The organism is Streptomyces sp. H27-H5, assembly GCF_026627505.1.
Lineage (GTDB): Bacteria > Actinomycetota > Actinomycetes > Streptomycetales > Streptomycetaceae > Streptomyces.
This window is the reverse complement of sequence record NZ_JAPNLK010000149.1, coordinates 1-13,694: the sequence shown is the minus strand read 5'-3', so window position 1 is coordinate 13,694 and position 13,694 is coordinate 1. Positions and strand designations below refer to the sequence as shown.

General features: G+C 72.4%; 13 protein-coding genes. 3 read left to right on the top strand and 10 right to left on the bottom strand.

Annotated elements, in window-relative coordinates; all coding sequences use genetic code 11:
• Positions 1–257 precede the first annotated feature (257 nt).
• Genes OTB19_RS39065 through OTB19_RS39055 form a run of 3 tightly spaced genes read right to left on the bottom strand, consistent with a single transcriptional unit; the run spans position 258 to position 2,938 of the window.
• A complete protein-coding gene (locus OTB19_RS39065; protein WP_267803546.1) occupies positions 258–902 on the bottom strand; it encodes a response regulator in 645 nt (214 codons plus the stop codon).
• Positions 903–943: 41 nt separating this feature from the next.
• Positions 944–2,155 (bottom strand): MacS family sensor histidine kinase, encoded by a 1,212-nt coding sequence (gene macS / locus OTB19_RS39060; RefSeq protein ID WP_267803545.1) that lies wholly within the window; start codon positions 2,153–2,155, stop codon positions 944–946.
• Between the two features lie 36 nt (positions 2,156–2,191).
• Complete coding sequence (locus OTB19_RS39055; RefSeq protein ID WP_267803544.1) at positions 2,192–2,938, bottom strand: lysophospholipid acyltransferase family protein; 747 nt, start codon at positions 2,936–2,938, stop codon at positions 2,192–2,194.
• A gap of 170 nt (positions 2,939–3,108) precedes the next feature.
• Between OTB19_RS39055 and OTB19_RS39050 the strand changes: the two genes are divergently transcribed.
• Together OTB19_RS39050 and OTB19_RS39045 are read left to right on the top strand one after the other, a co-directional pair.
• Positions 3,109–3,888 carry an alpha/beta hydrolase gene (locus tag OTB19_RS39050; RefSeq protein ID WP_267803543.1) on the top strand — a complete coding sequence of 260 codons (780 nt, stop codon included), beginning with the start codon at positions 3,109–3,111 and terminating at the stop codon, positions 3,886–3,888.
• Positions 3,881–4,480, top strand: coding sequence for a hypothetical protein (locus OTB19_RS39045; protein WP_267803542.1), 600 nt, complete (start codon positions 3,881–3,883; stop codon positions 4,478–4,480). Before OTB19_RS39050 ends, OTB19_RS39045 begins: the two co-directional genes overlap by 8 nt.
• Positions 4,481–4,575: 95 nt before the next feature.
• On the opposite strand, the gene OTB19_RS39040 is transcribed toward OTB19_RS39045, so the two are convergent.
• From OTB19_RS39040 to OTB19_RS39015, 6 genes are all read right to left on the bottom strand, one after another.
• On the bottom strand, positions 4,576–5,340 hold the full coding sequence (locus OTB19_RS39040; RefSeq protein WP_267803541.1) for an endonuclease/exonuclease/phosphatase family protein: 765 nt from the start codon (positions 5,338–5,340) through the stop codon (positions 4,576–4,578).
• 70 nt (positions 5,341–5,410) lie between these two features.
• Positions 5,411–6,352, bottom strand: a complete 942-nt coding sequence (locus tag OTB19_RS39035; protein WP_053676048.1) for an ROK family glucokinase — start codon at positions 6,350–6,352, stop codon at positions 5,411–5,413.
• A gap of 61 nt (positions 6,353–6,413) precedes the next feature.
• Positions 6,414–6,908, bottom strand: coding sequence for a DUF5304 domain-containing protein (locus OTB19_RS39030; RefSeq protein ID WP_267803540.1), 495 nt, complete (start codon positions 6,906–6,908; stop codon positions 6,414–6,416).
• 74 nt (positions 6,909–6,982) lie between these two features.
• On the bottom strand, positions 6,983–8,197 hold the full coding sequence (locus tag OTB19_RS39025; RefSeq protein ID WP_267803539.1) for an ArsA family ATPase: 1,215 nt from the start codon (positions 8,195–8,197) through the stop codon (positions 6,983–6,985).
• 127 nt (positions 8,198–8,324) lie between these two features.
• Entirely contained in the window at positions 8,325–8,765 is a 441-nt protein-coding gene (locus tag OTB19_RS39020) for an SRPBCC family protein (protein WP_053676051.1), read from the bottom strand.
• A gap of 209 nt (positions 8,766–8,974) precedes the next feature.
• Positions 8,975–9,757 (bottom strand): metallophosphoesterase family protein, encoded by a 783-nt coding sequence (locus tag OTB19_RS39015; RefSeq protein ID WP_267803538.1) that lies wholly within the window; start codon positions 9,755–9,757, stop codon positions 8,975–8,977.
• Positions 9,758–9,985: 228 nt separating this feature from the next.
• On the opposite strand from OTB19_RS39015, the gene OTB19_RS39010 reads away from it, so the two are divergent.
• On the top strand, positions 9,986–11,782 hold the full coding sequence (locus tag OTB19_RS39010) for an AMP-dependent synthetase/ligase (RefSeq protein WP_267803537.1): 1,797 nt from the start codon (positions 9,986–9,988) through the stop codon (positions 11,780–11,782).
• Between the two features lie 48 nt (positions 11,783–11,830).
• Here OTB19_RS39010 and OTB19_RS39005 read toward each other — a convergent pair whose 3' ends face one another.
• Positions 11,831–13,444: a GMC oxidoreductase gene (locus OTB19_RS39005; protein ID WP_267803536.1), complete on the bottom strand. Its 1,614-nt coding sequence runs from the start codon at positions 13,442–13,444 to the stop codon at positions 11,831–11,833.
• Between the last annotated feature and the right edge of the window lie 250 nt (positions 13,445–13,694).

Below are 13,694 nucleotides of genomic sequence, written 5' to 3'. Positions count from 1 at the left end.
GCACCGACATCGGCCACCCCAACGACGCCTTCGACACCGCCGCCATCGTCCACCTCGCCGACCACGAGGCGTGACCGCACCCAACCCGCCCAACCGGAAAAGGACCTGCAACGCGCTGCACTAGTGGTGACTCAGGTCACGGCAAGATGCCGGGAAGAGGCAATTCCGGTGGATTTCAAGGGCGTTACCGCACACCCGTTCACTCGAACGGGGACCACGCGCGAGGGGGCCGCGTGTACGAGGCCCCGTGCACGGGACTACGCGTCGTCCAGGCCGCGCTCTATGGCGTACCGGACGAGCTCCACCCGGTTGTGCAGTTGCAGTTTGCCCAGGGTGTTCTGGACGTGGTTCTGCACCGTGCGGTGGGAGATGACCAGCCGCTCCGCGATCTGCTTGTACGAGAGCCCCTTGGCCACCAGGCGCAGCACCTCGGTCTCCCGGTCGGTCAGCTGCGGGGCCTTGGGCTCGTTGGCGGCGGCCGGCGCCGGGTCGGTGGCCAGCCGGCGGTACTCGCCGAGGACGAGACCGGCGAGGCCGGGGGTGAACACGGGGTCGCCCGCGGCCGTGCGGCGGACGGCGTCGATGAGTTCCGCGGCCCCGGCGGACTTCAGGAGGTAGCCGGTCGCGCCCGACTTCACCGCCTCCAGGACGTCGGCGTGCTCGCCGCTCGCGGAGAGCACGAGCACGCGCAGGGCCGGGTCGGCGCCGACCAGTTCCTTGCAGACCCGCACGCCGGGCATGCCGGGCAGGTTGAGGTCGAGGACCAGGACGTGCGGGGCGGCGGCGTTGGCGCGGCGGACCGCCTCCGGGCCGTCGCCGGCGGTGGCCACGACGTCGAAGCCGGCGGCGGCCAGGTCGCGGGCGACCGCGTCCCGCCACATCGGGTGGTCGTCGACGACCATCACCTTGATGGAGCTGAGCTCACTGGGCTCGTTGGGCTCGGTCACTGGGTTCTCCCCCTCGGTACTTTCAGTTCCACTTCGGTGCCCTGTCCGGGGACGGACACCAGCTCGGCGGTGCCGCCGAGATCGCGCAGTCGGCCCCGGATCGACAGGGCGACGCCCATCCGGCCCTCGCCCTCCGCCTGGTCCAGCCGGCCGGCCGGGATGCCGGGGCCGTCGTCGCGAACGGTGACGATGACCTCGTCGCCCCAGTCCTCGACCAGGATCCAGGCCCGGGCTCCCTCCCCGGCGTGCTTGCGCACGTTGTCGAGGGCGGCGCCGACCGCCGCCGCCAGCTCCCGCGCCGCGGGCGCCGGGAGCGGCACCGGGGTGCCCGGCTCGGCGAAGCTCACCTTGGAGCCGGCGTGGGGGGCGAGGAGGCCGCGCAGGTCCAGCTCGCCGTTCCCGGCGGCCGGCTCCTCTTCGTCGTAGGAGTCCACGAGCGCGCCGAGCGACTCGTCGCGGGAGATCCGGGAGGTGGGCACGAGCCCGCTGGAGACCAGGGTGCGCAGCGCCACCTCCTGCTCCCCCGCCATCCGGCCCAGGTCGGCCGCCTCGCCGCCCAGTTCGGTGCCGCGCCGTTGGACCATCGCGAGGACCTGGAGGACTCCGTCGTGGATGTCGCGGGCCAGGCGCTCGCGTTCGCGGGTGGCGGCCTCGATCTCCAAGGCGCGGGCCAGGGTGGCCTCACTGGCCCGGGCGACCTCGACCACGTAGCCGATGGCGAGGGAGGCGACCCAGACCAGCAGGACGTTGTGGAGGGTGTCGCGGGTGGGGTCGCCGCCGTGGACCACGATGTTGGCGGCGGCCACGAAGGTGGAGGCGAAGCCGGCCCAGCGCCAGCCGCCCTTGATGGCGAAGGCGAGGACCGAGCCGGCCGTCCAGATGCTGGGGAGGGTGGGGCCGCCGTCCGCGATCCGCTCCGCGGTGTCGGCGAGCGGGGTGAGCAGGATCCCGGCGATCGCGACGCCGAGGTCGGCGCCGAGGAAGGGCTTGGTGCAGCTCGCCGCGTTGGCCACCCGGCGGTGGGTGGCCAACGTCCAGACGGTGAGGACCGCGAGGTAGCCGATCGCGACGCCGGGGTGGTCGAACTCCTTGTACGCGGAGGCGAACAGCAGCAACGCGTAGACCATGGTCAGCAGCCGGTAGCCCGTCAGGGCCCGCCACAGCGGCTGCTCGACCGACATGCGCACGACGCGCTCGCGCTTCGCCATCTCCCCCACCCCGTACGGGCGGTGTCGCCCGCCCCGCTACTCCGCGCCCTGCTCGCCCTTGTCGTTCTTGTCCGCCTTCTCGGCCTTGGCGGCCTTCTCGGCGTCCGCGATCTGCCGCTTGGCGGCCGTCGCGTAGATGTCGACGTACTCCTGGCCCGAGAGCTTCATGATCTCGTACATGACCTCGTCGGTCACCGAGCGCAGGATGAACCGGTCGCCGTCCATGCCGTGGTAGCGGCTGAAGTCCAGCGGCTTGCCGATCCGGATGCCGGGTCGCATCAGCTTCGGCATCACCTTGCCGGGAGGCTGGATCTTCTCGGTGTCGATCATCGCGACCGGGATCACCGGGGCTCCGGTGGCGAGGGCCACCCGGGCCAGGCCGCCGGGCTTGCCCCGGTAGAGGCGGCCGTCGGGTGAACGCGTCCCCTCGGGGTAGATACCGAACAGCTCTCCGCGTTCGATGACGTCGATGCCGCTCTTGATGGCGGCCTCGCCGGCACCGCGCGCGCCGGAACGGTCCACCGGGAGCTGACCGACGCCCTTGAAGAAGGCGGCCGTCAGCTTGCCCTTGACGCCGGGGGAGGTGAAGTACTCCGCCTTCGCGATGAAGGTCACCTTCCGGTCGAGCACGGCCGGAAGGAAGAAGGAGTCCGAGAAGGACAGGTGGTTGCTCGCGAGGATCGCCGGCCCCTCAGCGGGAATGTTTTCGAGGCCCTCCACCCACGGCCTGAAGGCGAGCTTCAGGGAACCGCCGATCGAGAACTTCATTGCGCCGTAGATCAACTCGAAAGCCTTCCTGTGTCTGTCGAACAGACCTTATCCCCTGGCTGCGCCGGGAGCGGTCCTACGACCCTGGTCGGTACCACCCCGGTCGCGTACGGTGAAGTCACACAGCGCTACGCACCCGTACCCCCCCTCTTCCCCCTCGCCTTCCGATCAACAAGGAGACCCTGGTGCCCGTCCTCCCTGGAGCAGAGCCGTTCCGCCACGAGGGCGGAGAGGTCGGCGTACTGCTCTGCCACGGCTTCACCGGTTCCCCGCAGTCGCTGCGCCCCTGGGCCGAGTACCTGGCCGAGCGGGGGCTGACGGTGTCGCTGCCGTTGCTGCCCGGACACGGGACGCGTTGGCAGGACATGCAACTCACGGGCTGGCAGGACTGGTACGCCGAGGTCGACCGCGCGCTGCGCGAGCTGCTCGACCGGTGCGAGCAGGTGTTCGTCTTCGGGCTGTCGATGGGCGGCGCGCTGACCCTGCGCCTGGCCGCCAAGCACGGGGACGCGGTCAGCGGAATCGTCCTGGTCAACCCGGCCAACAAGGTGCACGACCCGCTGGCCTTCGCCCTTCCGGTGGCCAAGCACGTCATCCGCTCCACGCCGGGCGTCGCCAACGACATCGCGAAGCCGGGATCGGTGGAGGTCGGCTACGACCGGGTCCCGACGCGGGCCGCGCACTCGCTGCGCGCGTTCCTGCGCCTGGTGGACGCCGAACTGCCCCAGGTCACCCAGCCGGTCCTGCTGCTGCACAGCCCGCAGGACCACGTCGTGCCGCCCGTGGACTCGGCGCGGGTGCTGGCCCGGATCTCGTCCACGGACGTGACCGAGACCCTGCTGGAACAGAGCTACCACGTCGCGACGTTGGACCATGACGCGGAGCGGATCTTCGCGGACAGTGTTGCGTTCGTCGGACGGCTCTCGAAGAGCGTCGGCAGGGAGGGGGCGGCCAGCGGTGGCTGAGCACGAGGAGTCGTCCGGGGGTGTTCCCCCGTTGGACGAGGAGGCCGCGTGGGCGGCGATCGTCGCCGGGTACGGGCAGGAACCGCCGGACCCGCCGGGATCCAGACCGTTCCGGCCGATCGAGAACCTGATGTTGCCCGAGGAGGACGTCCAGCCGACGCCCCCCTCGGTCGCGAAGCCGCCGGAGAAGCCGGAGAAGGACGCCGGCCCCGGTGACCCGCCGGCCCCCGCCGGGCCGCTGGGCAGCTCGGTGACCTTCGCGCCGGGCGTGGGCGGGGCCGGTCCCCGGGACCACTCGCTCGTCGAGTCGAAGGACGAGGACGTGACGCCCGAGGACCGGGCGGACGAGGGCCATTTCGTTCCTCCGGAGCCGGAACTCCCGGCGGCGGACGCCACCTCCAAGTTCGCCTGGCTGGCGGTCGTGGGCGGGCCGGTGCTGCTGCTCGTGGCGGTGCTGCTCCAGTGGGAGATGACCTGGTGGCTGACCACCCTGGGCATCGGCGGCTTCCTGGGCGGCTTCGCCACCCTGGTGGCCCGCATGTCGCAGGACGACGACGACGAGGACGACCCGGGGCGCGGCGCGGTCGTCTGATCCGCCGTGGTGTCCGGATCCCGCCGGGCCCCGGCCGGGGCCCGGCGGGAGGCCGCCCCGGTGGGGGGGCGCCCGCCGGCGTCGCGCCGGGTGGCTCAGCCCGACGCCGGGCCGACGCCGAGGCGCAGCGCCGCCAGGACCGGGAGGTGGTCGGTGGCGGCCCGCAGGTCCGCGTCGGTGACCCCGGGCAGGCCCGTCGGGACCCCGCAGCCCAGCACCTCGACCCCCTTGGACGCGAAGATCGCGTCGATCCGCCTCGGCGCCCCGGACCGCAGCCAGGTGTGTTCCCCGCCCCACGGCGCCACGGCCCGGCAGTCCTGGAGTTCCGCGGCCAGCCGGCCGAAGGCGCGGCCCTCGGGGCCTTCGTTGATGTCGCCCGCGGCGATCGCGTGCGGGGCGTCCAGGCCCGCCAGCCGCTCCAGCAGCAGCCCCGCGTGCTCCTCCCGCTCCCCCGCGTCCAGCGGCAGGTGCGCGCTGAGCACGCCGACCCTGGTCCCGGGTGCGGGCCCGAAGCGGACGACGGCCGTCGCGAAGCCCCGGCGGTGCAGTCCCGGCCGCAGCGGCAGCAGGACGTCCCGCGTGTGCTCCACGTGCGCCCGCAGCGAGCACAGCAGCAGCGGGCCGGCGGCCGTCGCGCCGCCGCCCAGCACCACCAGGTCGCACTTCGACGCCAGTCGCGCCGCGTGTTTGCGCCACCGGAAGAAGCGTGGCGCCTCCTGGACGCACACCAGGTCGGGCTCGCACGCACGGATCACGCGGGCCAGCGCGTCCTCGTCGTCGCGCAGCGAGCGGATGTTGTAGCTGAGTACCCGGATCACGGCTGAACCGTCGGGCTCCGTATGCGACTTCGGCAGATCCATGCACCGCAAGATACGCAGCCGCCCGCCGCTCCCACAGGGGGCGCGGCGGGCGGTGGAGGGACCGGGTGGGTCAGCCCTGGCGGGCGAGGTCGGCGGCGCCGACCATGCCGGCCTTGCCGCCGAGCTGCGCGGCGAGGACCTGTGCGTGCGGGCGCCAGGCGCCGCCGATCAGCCAGCGCTTGAAGGACTTGCGGATCGGGTCCAGGACGAGGTCGCCCTCGTCTGAGACACCGCCGCCGACGATGAACGCGGACGGGTCGAACAGGGACGCCAGGTCGGCCAGCCCCGCGCCGGCCCAGCGGGCCAGCTCGCGGAAGGAGTCGATGGCGACCAGGTCGCCGGCCCGGGCCGCCTCGCTGATGTGCTTGCCCTCGATGCCCTCGGGGGTGCCGTCGCCGAGCGCGAGCAGGGTCGTCGCGTTCTCGGGGGTGGCGTTGGCGCGCTGCTTGGCGTACCGGACGAGCGCGCGCCCGGAGGCGTACTGCTCCCAGCAGCCCTGGCTGCCGCATCCGCACAACAGGCCGTCCGGGACGACCCGGATGTGGCCGAACTCGGCGGCCACGCCGAAGCGTCCGCGCCGCAGCTTGTTGCCGATGATGATGCCGCCGCCGAGGCCGGTGCCGAGCGTGATGCAGATGACGTCGTCGTGGCCCTGGCCGGCTCCGAAGCGGTACTCGCCCCAGGCCGCGCAGTTCGCGTCGTTCTCGACGACGACCGGCAGGCCGATGCGCTGCTCGACCTTGTCCTTGAGCGGCTCGTGGCGCCAGTTGATGTTCGGCGCGAAGAGCACGGTGGCGCGCTTGTCGTCCACGTAGCCGGCGGCGCCGATGCCGACGGCGTCGATGGTGTGATTGCTGCTGACCTCGGACACGGCGGCGCAGATCGCGTCCGTCACCCCGTCCGCGGTCGGCGGGGTGGGCACCTTGTACGTCTCAAGGATGGTGCCCTCTTCGTCGACCACGCCGGCCGCGATCTTCGTGCCGCCGATGTCGACGCCGATGGTGAGTCCCATTAGTCCCTCGGTTTCCGGTCAAACCCCGCCACGGCCCACCGTACCCGAGCCCGACGGAGGATCAGTCGAGATCGATCCGCTCGGACGGACCGGAATCGGGACCTTCGTCCCGGTCGTCGCGGCCGGCGCCGGGGGTGCGGGGAGCGCTTCCCCCGCGGGGGCCCGGAGCGGACGGCGCGGCCTCGTCGCGCGTCCAGCGGCGCTCGTGGCCCTCGACGGCCGACCGGTAGGCGGCGAGCAGCTCGGAGCCGGCCGCCGCGAGGTGGTCGAAGACCTCGGGGTTGCGTTCCATGACGGGCTTGGCGGCGGTCTTGGCCTGGGTGACGAACTGGCGCACGGCGCCCTGGGCGGTGGCGCCGAGCAGCGGGTTGTTCAGGGCGGAGACCTTGTCGGCGACGGCTTCGAAGAGCTTGAACAGTTCCTCGGCGGCGCTGCCGGTGCCGGTGCCCGCCTGGCCCTGCCCCGCCCTGCGGCGCTCCTTCTCCGCTGCGAGGTCCTCGGCGCAGGCCTTGGCCCAGGCGTCGTCGTCGATGGGGCGGTCGGTGGCCTCGCTCATGGCGGACTCCTGCGGCGGATGCGGGACGTGCGGGACGGACTACCTTCGACGGTACCCGAACGGTGGTACGGGCCTCAGCGCTCGCGTGGCCACAGCTGCGGATCCGGGGTGAAGCGGACGCGCAGCTCACCGTCGGTCAGGGCCGCGCCGGAGACGGTGCAGCGCCGGAGGGCCGACGGCAGCGAAACGATCCTGCGGTACGGGCCGGCCGTGAGCAGCAGTTCGTCGCCGCGCCGGATCAGGTCCAGGTCGCACTTGCGGGCGCCGGGCAGCGGCACGGCCCAGACCAGCACCCCGTCCTCGGCGAGCCGGTCCTCGACGGCCCAGGCGCGGCGGTACACCGCGGCCTCCCGGGGGGCGATCGCGTCGGTGTCGGCGAGCAGGGCCACGTCCCGGGGGTCGCGGGGGTCGCGGCCGAGGTGCGCGAGCGGGACCACGGTCAGCTCGGCGGCCCACTGGTCGGCGTACTCCCGCTGTCGGGCGGCGAGGCCGGCGACCCACGGGTCGGCGGAGTCCCGCGGGACCATGCGGTTCGCGACGAGGGAGGCGACCGGGAGCCGGTGCAGGGCGAGCCCGAGCCGGCCGGTGCGCAGCGCCTCGTCGGAGGCGGGTCCGGGCTCGGCCACCAGGCGCAGCTCGGTGGCGGGGGACTCGACGACGGCCTCGACGGCGGCCAGTTCCTCGTCCCAGCGGGCGGCCGCCTCGTACAGCCACTGGGCGGGCATGGGCACCCCGGCGAGCTGGGCGAGGACGGGGCGCAGGGCGCGGGCCGCCTGCCGCTGCGCGGGCAGCAGCCGGGCGAGGTAGCGGCGCAGTTGGGCGGGGAGCGCGAGGGTGGCGATCGCCTGGTGCAGCGGGGGCATGTCCACGATCAGGAGATCCACGCCGGGGGCCGAGGCGGCTCGACGCAGGGCCCTGAGCAGGGCGAACTGTTCGGCGCCGGGGAGTTCGGTGAGTTCCTCCGAGCCGAGCGGTCGGCCGCCGAGCATGCCGATGAGGGAGGCGCCCCGCTCCTGGAGCGTGACGAGTTCGGCCCGGAACTCCTCGCCGGAGTCGATGCGCGCGGCCCGGATCCCGTGGGCGACGGGGACGGCGCTCAGCCCGGGCGCGACCTCCGCGGCGGGGCCGGTGGTGGGCCCGAGCAGCCCGACCAGGCGGTCGTCGGGGGCGCCGGGGTCACCGGACAGCAGCAGGACGCGGCGTCCCTGCCGCGCGGCGGCGAGGGCGGTGGCCGCGGCCACGGTGGTCCGACCGGCTCCGCCGGGGCCGGTGATCAGCAGGGTGTGCATGGTGCGGTGCTCCTGTGAGGGGGTGCGGGCCGGGCTCCGCCCGGGGCGCGCCCTCCGGCGGGGCTCCGTGCCGGACCTCGGGCCTCGAACGCCTGCGAGGTCGAGGCCGGCCGACCCCGGCGTGCGCTCAGGCGGATTCGACGCGCTTCTTCAGGCCCGCCAGGGCGCGGTCGATGATGACCTTCTCGGCCTTGCGCTTGATCATGCCGAGCATGGGGATCTTGACGTCCACGGTCAGCTGGTAGGTGACCTCGGTGCGCTTGCCGCCGTCCAGCGGGGCGAGCCGGTAGGAGCCGTCCAGCTGGCGGAGCATCTGCGACTTGTCCAGCGTCCAGCTGACCTCGTCGGCGCCCGTCCAGGAGTAGGCGAGCGTGTGGTCGTCCTTGATCGCGCCCGCGTCGAGCAGCAGGCGGACCTTCTCGGCTCGCCCCGCGGCGTCGGTGGCGAGCACCTCGGCCTCCTTCACCTCGCCGGTCCACTCGGGGTAGCGGGCGAAGTCGGCGATCACGGCCATGACGTCGGCCGGGGCCGCCTCGATCGTGATGCTCGAGCTGGTGTGTTCCGCCATCGCGGTCGCTCCTCCGGGTCGGGGGCACTTCCCAGCGGTAGCTGGGGGAGTTCGACAAGTGTGCGGGGGCCTCCGGCCGCCGCGTGAAGGCTACCGCGCGTGCGGGCCCGGCCACTCCAGTGCCTCCCCGGTCCCGCGATGACGGCCGCCGACCGTCCCGCGGTGACGGCCGCCGGAGCGGGCGGCGCGGGGCCGGACGGCGGCTCCGGTCACCACTCCATCGCCCACGGCCGTCCCGTGGAGGCGAAGTGCCCGACGTTCACGCACTCCGTCGCCCCGATCCGCATCCGCCGGGCCATCGGCTGGTGCACGTGCCCGAACAGCGCGTACCTCGGTCGGGTCCGCCGGATCGCCTCCAACAGGGCCTCGCTGCCCCGCTCGAACCGCCTGGCCACCGTGTCGTAGCAGAGCTCCGGCACCTCCGGCGGGATGTGCGAGCAGAGCACGTCCACCTCGCCGAGGGCCTCCACCTTGGCCGCGTACTCCTCGGGGTCCACCTCGTACGGGGTCCGCATGGGCGAGGGCAGCCCGCCGCCGACGAAGCCGAAGACCCGGCCGCCGATCTCCACCCGCTGCCCGTCGAGGACGGTGGTACCGGGTCCCGCGTACTCCGGCCACAGGCCGGGCATGTCGACGTTGCCGTAGGTGGCGTACGTGGGATTGGGGAACGCCGCGAACATCTCGGCGTACTGGCGTCGCACCGCTCCCTCGATCAGTGTCTCCCGATCGAGCCCGGCCCACAGTCGCCGGCCGAGATCGCGCGCTTCCCCGTAGCGGTGCGCGGTGCGCAGTTCCACGATCCGATCGGCGTTCTCGACCCCGAACAGATCGGGGAAGATGCCGCGCGAGTGGTCCGCGTAGTCGAGGAAGAGCACCAGGTCACCGAGGCAGATCAGGGCGTCGGCGCCCTCTCCGGCCCGTGCGAGCGCCTCGGCGTTGCCGTGGACGTCACTGACGACATGAACCCGCGTACGACTCTCCCTGCCCACCATGCCGCCACCCTAGGGGCGCCCGGCCTCGACGGGTAGGGGCACCCTCGCAGCCGACCCACCTGCGGTTACTTCCGAGTCGCGAACGGGGTCGACTAGTGTCGGCTCGGCACGTCCGCGTCGTGTGACGCATGGAACATCTGGCCGGTTCCCTCTATCCGGAACCCACTACCGGTGGGTAACGTCCGGTCGGTCCACATGGTGGCGATGGCGCCCAGAGGAGCAGCAGTCTTGCGCGAGTTCAGCCTTCCGGCCCTGTACGAGGTCCCGTCGGACGGGAACCTGACGGATCTCATCCGCCGCAACGCCGCTCAGCATCCCGACGTCGCCGTCATGAGCCGCAAGGTGGACGGCAGATGGCAGGACGTGACGGCGACCGAGTTCCTGGCCGAGGTCCGGGCCACGGCCAAGGGTCTGATCGCGTCCGGCATCCGCCCCGGTGAGCGGGTGGCCCTGATCTCCCGCACCCGGTACGAGTGGGTGCTGTTCGACTTCGCCATCTGGACCGCCGGCGGCGTCACGGTGCCGGTCTACGAGACCAGCTCCCCCGAGCAGATCCAGTGGATCCTCGGTGACTCCGGCGCGAGCGCCGTCGTCGTCGAGAGCCCCGGCCACAGTGCGACGGTGGCCGGTCTGCGCGACAGGCTGCCGGAGCTGCGCGAGGTCTGGGAGATCGAGCAGGGCGCCCCCGCCGCGCTCCGCGCCGCCGGCGCCGAGGTCACGGACGCCGAGGTCGACGAGCGCACCGCCCTGGCGAACGCCGACGACCCGGCGACCATCGTCTACACCTCGGGCACCACGGGCCGCCCCAAGGGGTGTGTGCTGACGCACCGCAACTTCTTCGCGGAGTGCGGCAACGTCGTCGAGCGGCTCGGTCCGCTCTTCCGCACCGGCGAGTGTTCCGTGCTGCTCTTCCTGCCGGCCGCGCACGTCTTCGGGCGCCTGGTGGAGGTGGCGGCCGTACTGGCGCCGATCCGGCTGGGCTGCGTACCGGACATCAAGAACCTCACCGACGAACTCCAGTCGTTCCGGCCCACGCTGATCCTCGGTGTGCCGCGCGTCTTCGAGAAGGTCTACAACTCGGCGCGCGCCAAGGCCCAGGCCGACGGCAAGGGCCGGATCTTCGACGCGGCGGCCGAGACGGCGATCGCGTACAGCCGTGCGCTGGACGCCCCGGGCGGCCCCGGCCTCGGCCTGCGGCTCAAGCACAAGCTCTTCTCGAAGCTGGTCTACGGCAAGCTGCACACGGTCCTCGGCGGGCGCGGCGAGTACGCGATCTCCGGCGGCGCCCCGCTGGGCGAGCGGCTCGGCCACTTCTTCCGCGGCATCGGCTTCACGGTGCTGGAGGGCTACGGCCTGACCGAGTCCTGCGCGGCCACCGCCTTCAACCCGTGGGACCGCCAGAAGATCGGTTCGGTCGGTCAGCCGCTGCCGGGCTCCGTGGTGCGCATCGCCGACGACGGCGAGGTGCTGCTGCACGGCGAGCACATCTTCAAGGAGTACTGGAAGAACGAGACGGCGACCGCCGAGGCGCTCACCGACGGCTGGTTCCACACCGGCGACGTCGGCACCCTCGACGAGGACGGCTACCTCGCGATCACCGGACGCAAGAAGGAACTCATCGTCACGGCGGGCGGCAAGAACGTCGCGCCCGCGGTGATCGAGGACCGCATCCGTGCCCACGCGCTGGTCGCGGAGTGCATGGTGGTGGGCGACGCGCGGCCGTTCGTGGCCGCGCTGGTCACCATCGACGAGGAGTTCCTGGGCCGCTGGGCCGCCGAGAACGGCAAGCCGGCCGGCGTGACGGCGGCGGAGCTGCGCGAGGACGCGGATCTGATCGCCGCCGTCCAGAAGGCCGTGGACGACGGCAACGCGGCGGTTTCCAAGGCGGAATCGGTGCGGAAATTCCGCATTCTGCCCTCCCAGTTCACGGAGGAGTCGGGCCACATCACGCCGTCGCTGAAGCTCAAGCGGAACGTGGTGGCGAAGGACTACGCGGACGAGATCGAGGCGCTGTACCGGGGTTGATCCCCCGCGTTCCCGGGGCCCCGATCGGAGTCGTTTCGCCGGGCGGGGTCAGCGCGCGTCGGTGAGGATCCGTTCCATGTTCCGCTCGGCGAGCGCGGTGATGGTCACGAACGGGTTCACGCCGAGGGACCCCGGGACCAGTGAGCCGTCGACCACGTACAGCCCCGGGTGGCCCTTGACCCGGCCGTGGTCGTCGGTGGCCTCGCCCAGGACGCAGCCGCCGAGCGGGTGGTAGGTGAAGGTGTCGGCGAAGGCCTTGTTGTCGCCGAACAGGTCGTATCGGTAGATCGTGAAGTTCCGCCGGTTGATCCGGTCGAAGAGCTGTTTCGCCGCCCGCACCGACGGGGCGTTCTGGTCCCGGCTCCACTGCAGGCGTGCCGAGTCGGTGGCGGCGTCGTAGGTGAAGTGGCCGCGCTCGGGGTTCTTGGTGATGGCCAGGTACATCGAGATCCAGTGCTCGATCCCCATCGGGAGCGGGGCGATCTCCGCGAAGACCGGGTTGGCGGCGTTGTCCCAGTCGTCGATGCCGAGGGCGGGCATGGTCGACTGGTTCGCCCCGACCGTGTCCCAGAGGTGGTTGGCCCGGGCGGTCATCACGTTCCCGTTGGGTCCCCAGCCCCGGCCGACCTGGTCCGTCAGCGCGGGCAGCGTGCCGGTCTCGCGGGCACGGACCAGGATCTCGGTGGTGCCGAGGCTGCCGGCACCCAGGAAGAGCTGCCTGCAGCCGAGTTCGCGGGTCTGGGTGACCTTGCCGGTGACGTCGCTGGTCCGCACCGTCAGCACATAGCCCCCGGCCGGGTCGGGCCGGACGCCGACGACGCGTTGCATGGTCTCGATGGTGACGTTGCCGGTGCCGAGGGCGGCGGCGAGGTAGGTCTTGTCGACGCTCTTCTTGCCGTGGTTGTTGCCGTAGATGACCTCGCCGGCGAGCGCGGACCGGGGGGCGGTGCCGGCGGCCTCGCGCTTCATGTGGTCGAAGTCGTAGACGTTGGGGACGAAGGTGGTCTTCAGGCCGGTGTTCTGGGCGTGCTTGCGGGAGACGCGGGCGAAGCGGTACCACTCCGTGGACTCGAACCAGGCCGGGTCGATGTCGTTGACGCCGAGCATGGCCCGGGCGCGGGGGTAGTACGTGCCGTACATCTCGTCGGCGTCGACCCGGGGCAGCACCTCGGAGAAGTACGAGCGTCGGGGCGTCGGCGCCATGCCCCCGTTGACGAGGGATCCGCCGCCCACCCCGCGCCCCACGTACACGGACATGTCGCCGAAGTTCACCCGGTCGAGGACGCCGGGGTAGGGACTGATGTTCCGGTTGACCACGTCCAGCCAGAGGAACTGGGCGAGCGGGGCCTCGGTGCGGGTGCGGAACCACATGGAGCGCTGGTCGGGCGCGGAGGTGGACGGGAAGATCCTGCCGTCGGATCCGGGGGTGTCCCAGAGCCGGCCCATTTCGAGGACGACGGTACGGACTCCGGCCTGGCCGAGCCGGAGGGCGGCGACGGCGGAGCCGTATCCGGAGCCCACGACGATGGCGGGGGCGTGGGTCGCCGCGGCGGGTTCGACGGCCGCCGCGGAGGCCGGTCCGATCCGGGTGAATCCGAGCGCGGCGGCGGTCTGGAGGGCGCCGATGCCAAGCATTTGACGGCGCGTCAGCTGAGGTGTCATGGCCGCATGATGAGCGGAATCGGCACATCCCCCCATAGCAGGCGCTGACACACATCTGAGTGACAGTCACACGTGGCGAAACCGGCCACGCCGCGCCGTCCGGGGGCCGGAGGGTCCCCCTGGGGGGCTCTGTCCCGTAATCGGTGGTAGCGGTGCGTAGTGATCACTGGAGGAGGATGCGGTGGCGGAGCAGGGGGAACCCGGCTCGGCCGTGCATCTGTCTCATGATCCTCTTGGTTCGCGTGTTGAC

Coding starts and splice junctions, on each gene's coding strand:
- OTB19_RS39065 (WP_267803546.1), bottom strand. CDS start 902: ATGGTCGTCGACGACCACCCGATGTGGCGGGACGCGGTCGCCCGCGAC.
- macS (WP_267803545.1), bottom strand. CDS start 2,155: ATGGCGAAGCGCGAGCGCGTCGTGCGCATGTCGGTCGAGCAGCCGCTG.
- OTB19_RS39040 (WP_267803541.1), bottom strand. CDS start 5,340: ATGGATCTGCCGAAGTCGCATACGGAGCCCGACGGTTCAGCCGTGATC.
- OTB19_RS39035 (WP_053676048.1), bottom strand. CDS start 6,352: ATGGGACTCACCATCGGCGTCGACATCGGCGGCACGAAGATCGCGGCC.
- OTB19_RS39030 (WP_267803540.1), bottom strand. CDS start 6,908: ATGAGCGAGGCCACCGACCGCCCCATCGACGACGACGCCTGGGCCAAG.
- OTB19_RS39025 (WP_267803539.1), bottom strand. CDS start 8,197: ATGCACACCCTGCTGATCACCGGCCCCGGCGGAGCCGGTCGGACCACC.
- OTB19_RS39020 (WP_053676051.1), bottom strand. CDS start 8,765: ATGGCGGAACACACCAGCTCGAGCATCACGATCGAGGCGGCCCCGGCC.
- OTB19_RS39015 (WP_267803538.1), bottom strand. CDS start 9,757: ATGGTGGGCAGGGAGAGTCGTACGCGGGTTCATGTCGTCAGTGACGTC.
- OTB19_RS39005 (WP_267803536.1), bottom strand. CDS start 13,444: ATGACACCTCAGCTGACGCGCCGTCAAATGCTTGGCATCGGCGCCCTC.